9 protein-coding genes are annotated in these 8,605 nt (G+C 27.1%); 2 read left to right on the top strand and 7 right to left on the bottom strand.

Annotated elements, in window-relative coordinates:
- Nucleotides 1-172: 172 nt before the first annotated feature.
- The 4 genes from AYC60_RS07660 to AYC60_RS07645 are packed head-to-tail and all read right to left on the bottom strand — an operon-like array spanning nt 173 to nt 3,552.
- On the bottom strand, nt 173-1,021 hold the full coding sequence (locus AYC60_RS07660) for a metal ABC transporter permease (RefSeq protein ID WP_067323221.1): 849 nt from the start codon (nt 1,019-1,021) through the stop codon (nt 173-175).
- Nucleotides 1,018-1,917 carry a metal ABC transporter permease gene (locus AYC60_RS07655; RefSeq protein ID WP_067323219.1) on the bottom strand — a complete coding sequence of 300 codons (900 nt, stop codon included), beginning with the start codon at nt 1,915-1,917 and terminating at the stop codon, nt 1,018-1,020. Before AYC60_RS07655 ends, AYC60_RS07660 begins: the two co-directional genes overlap by 4 nt.
- Complete coding sequence (locus AYC60_RS07650) at nt 1,910-2,620, bottom strand: metal ABC transporter ATP-binding protein (RefSeq protein WP_067323216.1); 711 nt, start codon at nt 2,618-2,620, stop codon at nt 1,910-1,912. Before AYC60_RS07650 ends, AYC60_RS07655 begins: the two co-directional genes overlap by 8 nt.
- Before the next feature lie 8 nt (nt 2,621-2,628).
- Nucleotides 2,629-3,552: a metal ABC transporter solute-binding protein, Zn/Mn family gene (locus tag AYC60_RS07645; RefSeq protein ID WP_067323213.1), complete on the bottom strand. Its 924-nt coding sequence runs from the start codon at nt 3,550-3,552 to the stop codon at nt 2,629-2,631.
- Nucleotides 3,553-3,839: 287 nt separating this feature from the next.
- Here AYC60_RS07645 and AYC60_RS07640 point away from each other — a divergent pair, with 287 nt between their 5' ends.
- Together AYC60_RS07640 and AYC60_RS07635 are read left to right on the top strand one after the other, a co-directional pair.
- On the top strand, nt 3,840-4,286 hold the full coding sequence (locus tag AYC60_RS07640; protein WP_067323210.1) for a PTS sugar transporter subunit IIA: 447 nt from the start codon (nt 3,840-3,842) through the stop codon (nt 4,284-4,286).
- A gap of 61 nt (nt 4,287-4,347) precedes the next feature.
- Nucleotides 4,348-4,692, top strand: coding sequence for a DUF4870 domain-containing protein (locus AYC60_RS07635; protein ID WP_067323207.1), 345 nt, complete (start codon nt 4,348-4,350; stop codon nt 4,690-4,692).
- A 23-nt stretch (nt 4,693-4,715) separates the two neighbouring features.
- Here AYC60_RS07635 and AYC60_RS07630 read toward each other — a convergent pair whose 3' ends face one another.
- The 3 genes from AYC60_RS07630 to AYC60_RS07620 form a co-directional block, all read right to left on the bottom strand.
- A complete protein-coding gene (locus AYC60_RS07630) occupies nt 4,716-5,285 on the bottom strand; it encodes a tetratricopeptide repeat protein (protein ID WP_067323204.1) in 570 nt (189 codons plus the stop codon).
- Between the two features lie 69 nt (nt 5,286-5,354).
- Nucleotides 5,355-5,780 (bottom strand): MarR family winged helix-turn-helix transcriptional regulator, encoded by a 426-nt coding sequence (locus tag AYC60_RS07625; RefSeq protein WP_067323201.1) that lies wholly within the window; start codon nt 5,778-5,780, stop codon nt 5,355-5,357.
- A 210-nt stretch (nt 5,781-5,990) separates the two neighbouring features.
- On the bottom strand, nt 5,991-8,605 hold a 2,615-nt coding region (locus AYC60_RS07620), incomplete at its 5' end, for a YadA-like family protein (RefSeq protein WP_197417006.1).

Below are 8,605 nucleotides of genomic sequence, written 5' to 3'. Positions count from 1 at the left end.
AATTAACAAAAAAAGATGTTAAATACATTGAAGATTTCATGAATAATTATCCAAGAAAAATTTTCAATTCTTTAAAATCTCTAAAAGTTTATGATAGTCTGTTAAATCTAGCTTAGTTAGATTTTTAGACACTTACTATTTTAATATAGAAAAAATCCTCTTTTGAGGATTTTTACAACATATATTTATTAAAGATTTTTTTTAATATAAATACTATTAAAAATATTATTCCTATTACTATGGCTATCATTCCAGAAATTGATACATCAAGTTTTATAGCTACAGTATATCCTATTATCGAGGCTAATACATCTATGATAATACTTATTATCATCATTCCACTAATACTCTTTGATAAAAGATAGGCACTAACTGGTGGTCCTATCATAAAAGATATTAAAAGCATTGCGCCAACAGATTCAAATGCGACAACTGATGTAATTGACACTAAACTCATAAACATATAGTGTATAAGATTTGGAAATAAACCTAGAGCAAAAGCTAAATTTTTATCAAAAATTGATATTTTTAACTCTTTAAAGAATATATATATAAAAGATATATTTACAAGAATATTTATTAGACCATATATTATTCCTTTAGATATAGTAAACCCAAAAATATTCATAGTATAAAAAGGTGCAAAAGCTATTTCACCTAATAATACAGCATCTATATCTAAATGGATATTAGCTGTATATTTAGATATTAAAATTACTGCTACAGAAAATAAGAAGGATAAGACTACTCCTATAGCAGCATCTTCTTTAACTAATTTTGAACTAGTAATTAATTCAACTAAATATACGGTAACTAAACCTACTATAGTTGCACCTACTAATAACATGGGAGAATCTAATTTTTTTACTATAAAAAATGAAATTACTATACCCAATAAAATAGTGTGGCTAATTGTATCTGTTAGCATACTCATATTTTTTAAAACCAAAAATACTCCTAAAATAGAACAAGAAATTGCCGTAAGTATTGCCACTGTAAGTATTGTTAAACCTGCACTCATCTTGTCCACTTCCTTTTCAATTCATTTCTGAATTTAATTTTTCTAATGTATCTATAAATAATTCCCTTTTTACTTGAAAAAAGTAAACTAAATATCACAAAAATAGATAAAACTACTACTATAATTGGCCCTGTTGGCAAAGTAGAATTTAAACTAGATACTAATGATCCAACAAATCCAGATATGGCTCCAAATACAGCAGAAATAATTACTACTATATTTAATTTATTACTCCATTGTTTAGCTGCTACTACTGGTGAAACCATCATAGCTGTCATTAATACTACTCCTGCTATTTGTATCCCTATAATTACATTAATTACTATTATTATAGAAACTAAAAGTCTGTATAAATTACTATTAATTCCTATAGTCTTTGCATAATCCTTATCAAAAATACTTATTTTTATTTCTTTCCAAAAAAATATTACCAGGAAAAGTAGAACTAATCCTACTACACTAATTAAGTAAATATCTTTTGCAACCAAAGTTGATGCCTGACCAAAAATAAATGAACTAAGACCTGCTTTTTGAGCACCCGGAACTCTTTTTAAGTATGTTAATAATACTAGTCCTAATCCAAAAAAAGTAGACAAAGTAAGAGCTATAGCACTATCAAATTTCACTTTAGAATATGAACCTATAAAATGTATAAATAACACGCATATAAGGCCAACTATAAGTGCACCTAAAAGTAATATAGATAATTCTTTTTTTCCTGTTAATAAATAAGCAATACAAATTCCTGCTAGAGATGAATGTGCAATACCATCTCCTAATAAACTTTCTTTTTTAAGTACCGCAAAAGATCCTACTATAGCACTAATCATACCTAAAAGGCTACATCCTATAGTTACAACTTTAAATGTATAACTATTTAATAATATATCAAACATTTATGCTATATGTTCTTTCTATATTTTCTTTAGTGAATACATCTTCAACTTTTCCACTATTAATTATAGTCTTATTAATAAATGTAACGCTATCAAAATATTCTTCTACGGTTTGTAAATCATGATGAACAACAACTACTGTCTTACCTTGATTTTTCAAGTTTTTAAGTATATTTATTATAGCCTTTTCTGTAATTTTATCCACCCCTTGAAATGGCTCATCCATTAAATATATTTCTGCATCTTGAACTAAAGCTCTTGCAAGAAAAGCTCTTTGTTGTTGACCTCCTGAAAGTTCTGATATCTGCCTATCTTTAAATTCTAACATTTCAACTTGTTTTATTGCTTTATTAACTCTTTCTATTTCTTCTTTAGGTACTCTTTTTAAAAAACCAACTCTTCCATAGCAACCCATCATAACCACATCAAAAAGTGTAGTAGGAAAATCCCAATCTACACTACCTCTTTGAGGGACATAGGCTATTTTTTTCTTTTCTAATTTATAATCTCTTCCACTTATTTTCACACTACCAACTATAGGTTTTATGAACTGAAGTACAGTTTTAATTAGCGTTGATTTCCCTGCACCATTTGGACCAACCAAGGCCATTAAATCTCCCTTATTAATATCAAGATTAACATTTTCTAGTACAGGTTCTAAATCATAAGCTACTACTAAATCCTTAATCTCTATAACCTTCATTTTACTCCTTATCTCAATGCATTTGCTATAGTATCTGCATTAAATTTAACTGTTTTTATATATGTTTCTGTATTATTTGAAGCATCTCCCATAGAATCTGAATAAAGCTCTCCACCTATTCCTACTTCAAAACCTTTAGCTCTTACTGCTTCTTGTAATGATTCTATACTCTTATGATTTACGGAACTTTCAACAAAAATTGCCTTTATTTTATTTGTAACTATAAAGTCTGCTAAATCATTTATTTCTTTAGTTCCTATCTCAGAATCAGTTGAAACACCTTGAATTGCTTTAACAGTTAAACCAAATTGGCTTGCAAAATACCCAAATGCATCATGTGCTGTAATTAATACTCTTGAATCTTCAGGTATTTCATTTATTTTATCTTGAATATATTTAGTAGCTTCATCTAAATCTTTTAAGTATGATTCTAAGTTAGACATATAAAAGTCTCTGTTTTTTTCATCTATTTTTGATAATTTATTAGCTACAGCTTTTGCTTGTATTGCCCAAAATTCAGTATTAAACCATACATGTGGGTCATAAACACCTGGTTCTTCTTCAACAAGTTTTGAAGGATCTAATTGTTCACCTAAATTTAAAACAGCCTTATCTTTTAAATTATCAAAAATTTCAACCATTTTACCTTCTAAATGTAAACCACCATATACTACTAAATCTGCGCCTTGTAATTTTTCAATATCTCCTGCAGTAGCAACATAAAGATGTGGATCTTCTCCTTCACCCATTAAACCAGTAACAACAACTTTATCTTTACCTATTTCTTCTAATAAGTTTGAATAATAGTTTAAAGTAGTTGTAACTTTAATCTTACCTTCCTCTGTAATTGGTGCTTCTGTAGTTTTATCACCACATGAAATCATAATAAATGTTAAAAAAATATACACAAATAATGAACTTAACTTTCTCATTTTGTTACCTCTTTCTATCTAATTCAAGATTATCTTACTATATTTTAAATATTTTGTCAATCAAAATAATATAGTTATAAATCATGTATTTAATATTAAAAATTGTTATTAAAATATACTTTGATATATATTTTAATACATATATTCAAACTAAATTTTCTATAACATATGTTTTTTCAAATAGAATAGCCATTTTTATATTAAAAAACATTTTTACTATTTGACCTTATCAATTTTCAAGGTATACTATAATATATTAATAAAAATATTTTAGGGAGTTGATAGCCATGTCAGTTAAACTATGTGATGAAAAAGTATTTTTTGAAGATTTAGAATTTTCTAATAAAAATGAACTATTTGAGTTCATAGCAGATGAGTTAGTTAAACTTGAAAGAGTTGAAAAACCAGAAAGAATTTTACAAAAATTTCATGAAAAAGAAAGAGAAGTTACCACTTTCCTTGGTTCTAAATTTGCTATTCCTCATTTAAAAAGTACTAAAGTATTAGAAAACACTATAGTTTTTATACGTTTAAAAAAATCTTTAGTGTGGAACAATGAAGAAGATAAGGTTAGATATATTTGTGCAGTCTTAGTTAAACCTAGACACGATGATTTATATATAGATATTTTAATGTCACTTTCTAGAAATATTATAGACGCTAAAAAAGTTGATATATTAAAACATTCTAACGATAGAAAAGAAGTACTAGAATTACTAAATCATATATATTAATTAGACAAGTAGAAAATATTTTGATATAATGTATATATGTATGAAAGTGAGGTTGATAAATTTGAAAAAATCTATAGGAAATTTAAATGAAAATCTTGTTGCAACTATTATTTTAATTGCATCATCTATATCTTTAATTGGATTTATTTTTAGCATAGGAGCTTTAATTTTAGAAAAGGAAAATGATTTTGTAAGAGATTATGCTAAACAAGGTATAATATTTTCATTATTTACATATACAGCAAACTTATTTAAATTTGATCATTCTTTCTTATTTATTAGTATTAGCGGATTATTATCTTTAGTAGTATTTATACTAATAGTTGTAACTGCAATACATGCTTATAAAGGGGAAGAATTCAAATTTGATTTCATGAGAAAAATATTTGAGTATATAAAATTATAGGAGGTAGTAAATACCTCCTATTTTTATTGATTTTCCATTTCTCTTATTCTATTTTCTACATGTTCTATTTTCTTTAACAATTCTTCATCTTTAGAATCTATATTATATGCTGCTCTAAATTCTTTTAAAGCTCTTCTATGTCTACCCATATGTTCATATTTTCTTCCAAAATCTATATGTGCTCCATACATGTCAAAGTCTAAAAATATTGCTAATTCATAACAGTCTAGTGCTTCTCTTAACATACCTTTTCTTGAATATACATTACCTAATAAGAATAATAAGAAAGGTTCTCTTTCACTTATATATAAAGCATTTTTAAGTCTTTCTTCTGCCTCATTTAGATTTGAGTTTTCATAATATAAATAACCTAAATATCCCTCTACTTCATGATCATTAGGAAGATATTTTGATAATTCCTCATACAATTTAATCGCTTTATCATTTTCTGAATATGCATGATATACACCAGCAAGTTTTTTTAGCGAATCTATATCTCTTGGATTTTCTGCTATTTTTGATTTTAGCTCTGTCTTAAAATCCTCTATATTCCCATTATATCTAAACTCTCTAAAAACCAATGTTGATAACATAAATATCTTTCCTTTCAATTACTTAACTACATATATATATATATTATCATATTTGGTAATAAATTGCAATTATCTTAAATTATTAAATACTTCAAATAGTTTTTCAGTTAAAACTTCTATTTTATTTTCATCTATATCTTTTAATAAATCCTTTAACATTAATTTTTGCTCTTCATAAGCCTCATCAACTATTTGTTTTCCTTTTTTTGTAAGAGTAATAATACTTATTCTTCTATCACTTTCAGGTTTTACTCTTAATACTAAATCATCTCTTTCTAGATTTTTTATTACTAAAGGTATATTACCACTAGTACCTAGTACATATTCTTGTATTTCTCCTACACTTTTAGGTCCTTTATGTTTAATTACTTCTAAAACAGAAAATTGAGTTATAGTTAAATCATATTTTCTAAAAACATTTTCTAATTCTCTATGCATTAAATTTCTTAATCTACTTATAGCTATTAAAAACTTTTCTTCTCTACTACTTGACATACCATTCTCCTTACATCTAATTAGATGTATTTTACTGTATTTATTTTATGTTGTCAATAGCTTTTTCTAGTAATTATTTCCAATTTTAAGGTTAAAAAAGTTTTTACACTTAAACTTAGTAATATCTATAAAATAATAGTATATACATATTATTTAGCTAAATATAGAAAAAAGAAGTTTTCTCAAATTTTATGAGAAAACTTCTTTTAATTATTTATTAACTACCTTATTTAATAGTTCTTTTAATTCCTTAACCTCTTTTTGTAAATCTGTCATTTGATTTTGGAATTCTTCATTTTTAGCTTTAAGCTCATTTACTGTATTTTCAAGTTCATAAACTTTTTCATCCAGTAAGTTAATGTTTCCATGTCTTTGTAATGTTAACATATCTTTTCTTCTTGATTCTAATTTATCAAATTGATATCCAAGTCCTGCTCCAAGTGCAACATGTCCTTTAGTATTTAATGATCCACTTGCCTTATATACTAAGTTTCCTGTTTCATTTAATCCTGAAAGTCCTAATGCAAATGCATGTTCTCCGTTATAGTAACCATATGCTCCTGCAATGTTATGTCTATGCCCTGCTATGTTACTTACTTGTGGTAAGTTTGCCATTGCTACAGCACTTGAAATTCCAGCATTTGCTGCAACTACTTTATCAAGCTTATCTTTAGCTTCATCACTTAAATCTAATGCAATTTCGCTACCTGAAGCTATAGATTTTATATATTCTGAACCTTTAATATCAAATTTAATTCCTTCTTTAGAATTTAAACTTTGAGCTTCAGTAACAGTTTCATCATCTCCACCAAATTTAATAGTGTTATTACCTAATGTATTTATTGCTTTTGCAACATCTCCTGCATTAACTATCTTATTAGCATCTACAGAATTTGGAACTAAAACTTTTCCTCCTTTTTCAGAAGTTAATGATGTAGTCGCTAGTGAAACATCGTAAATTAAATGTCCATCATTAGCTTTTTTAGATGTTAATAATATAGGTGTTGAATTATCGTTTGCTTTTTTACCACCATTAGCAGTTATCTCTATTCTTGATTTTTTAAGATCAGAAATGTTTGCTGCATTATTTAAAATATCTCCTTCAGCCACATTTAAGTCAACACTTGTCCCATCTGAATTTTTTAATCCACTATCTACATTTACTATTTGATTTCCACCATTATTTAATCCATCTTTTGTTAAAGTAACTTCTTTTTTACCTTCACCTTTAACTATTGGATTTATTGTTATACCATTTGAATTTAAGGTAGTAGTATCACCTGCTTGATTTTTGAATTCAGCACTTGTTAATCCTGTTATTTCTTTAGATAATTTAACTTCAAGTTTTCCATCTTCTGTTGCATTTACTCCAATATTTCCATCTGATAACTTAGTCTTATCTGCTCCACCAACTATTTCTAATGTTTCATTAAGTTTTCTATTGATAACTTTATCTGTTTTGTTATCCCCTGCAAATCTTAATCCGTCATTCATAGTAGCTACTTCTTGTTTTTTATTATTACTATCAGTATATACTATTCTATCATCTTTTCCATTTTCAGAATCTTTATTATCTAAGTTTGGTTTTGCTTTCTCAACTGTTATTGTCGCACTTGCCCCATCTTTTCCATTTAGACCTATAGTTCCTATACCATCTTTTCCTGAAATTGAAACAGCATCTTTTCCATCTTTTCCTGAAATTCCAATTTTCCCATCAGTTCCTGGTTTACCATTTTCACCTGGAGTACCTAATGTAATAGTATTAATATCTTTAATATCTTTATCTAAACTAAATTCAACTGATGCATTACCTTGTCCATCATTTGACTGTTTTACCACTAAGTTTTTGCCAGCCTTCATAGTAACAGTTTTATCTTTCTTAATTAAAGAAGCATTATTATCACTATCATCAGATAATTTTCCACCTTCACCAGCTTCTGATTTAATATTCCATCCATTTTCATTTACAGTGTCATATAGAGATTTTAATTGATCTTCTGATGCAGCTTGCCCTTTAACAAAGTTAGTAGGTGACCATGTTTTATTATTTAAACCATTAACAGTACCTGTTTTACCATTTACTGTAATAGCCTTATCTCCTTCACCAACAACAATATTTGCATTAGTTCCATCAACAACAACTTTATTATCACCTGTACCTAAATTAACTTTATCAGCAAGTTTAATATCAAAATGTTTTCCACCATTTGCATTTTCTGTTTCTGTTAATACTAAATTACCATTAGCATCTCCATCTTTATTATCTTTATCTCCACCATCTACTGATACTGTTGTATGTTTAGATGCTTCTTTCTTAACTGCATTTAATTGTGATCCATTTACTGCCTCTTTAGATGTATCACTTACTTCTCCATCAGCTACATTTGTGATTTTGTTTCCACCATTATCAAGTCCATTAGATGTTAGACTTACATTAGCTTTACCATCTATTCCTGAATCTATAGTAATACCGTTACCATTAATTGTTGTTGTATCTCCTGAAGCATTTTTAAATTCTGAACTTGTTAATCCTGTTAATTCTTTAGATAATTTAACTTCAAGTTTTCCTTCTTTTGCATTTATTCCAATGTTTCTATCTGATAACTTAGTCTCATCTGCTCCACCAACAATTTCAAGTTTTTCATTTAATTTTTTATCTATTACTGTAGTTCCATTATCTCCAGCAAATTTCAATCCATCTTTTAATGTTGCTACTGTTTCTTTTTCTCCATTTGGTTTTTCATAGATAATTCTTGTCTTAGTCTCTCCATTAGCTCCATCATTTCCATCTAGACCTTTTTCTCCATATTCTACACGGATTTTTG

Origin of the sequence: Streptobacillus felis (assembly GCF_001559775.1) — a bacterium.
In the GTDB taxonomy this organism is placed as follows: Bacteria; Fusobacteriota; Fusobacteriia; order Fusobacteriales; family Leptotrichiaceae; genus Streptobacillus; species Streptobacillus felis.
The sequence above is the reverse complement of the archived record's forward strand: the minus strand, read 5'-3'. Positions and strand labels throughout refer to the sequence as shown.

Coding starts and splice junctions, on each gene's coding strand:
- AYC60_RS07660 (WP_067323221.1), bottom strand. CDS start 1,021: ATGAGTGCAGGTTTAACAATACTTACAGTGGCAATACTTACGGCAATT.
- AYC60_RS07655 (WP_067323219.1), bottom strand. CDS start 1,917: ATGTTTGATATATTATTAAATAGTTATACATTTAAAGTTGTAACTATA.
- AYC60_RS07650 (WP_067323216.1), bottom strand. CDS start 2,620: ATGAAGGTTATAGAGATTAAGGATTTAGTAGTAGCTTATGATTTAGAA.
- AYC60_RS07645 (WP_067323213.1), bottom strand. CDS start 3,552: ATGAGAAAGTTAAGTTCATTATTTGTGTATATTTTTTTAACATTTATT.
- AYC60_RS07640 (WP_067323210.1), top strand. CDS start 3,840: ATGTCAGTTAAACTATGTGATGAAAAAGTATTTTTTGAAGATTTAGAA.
- AYC60_RS07630 (WP_067323204.1), bottom strand. CDS start 5,285: ATGTTATCAACATTGGTTTTTAGAGAGTTTAGATATAATGGGAATATA.
- AYC60_RS07625 (WP_067323201.1), bottom strand. CDS start 5,780: ATGTCAAGTAGTAGAGAAGAAAAGTTTTTAATAGCTATAAGTAGATTA.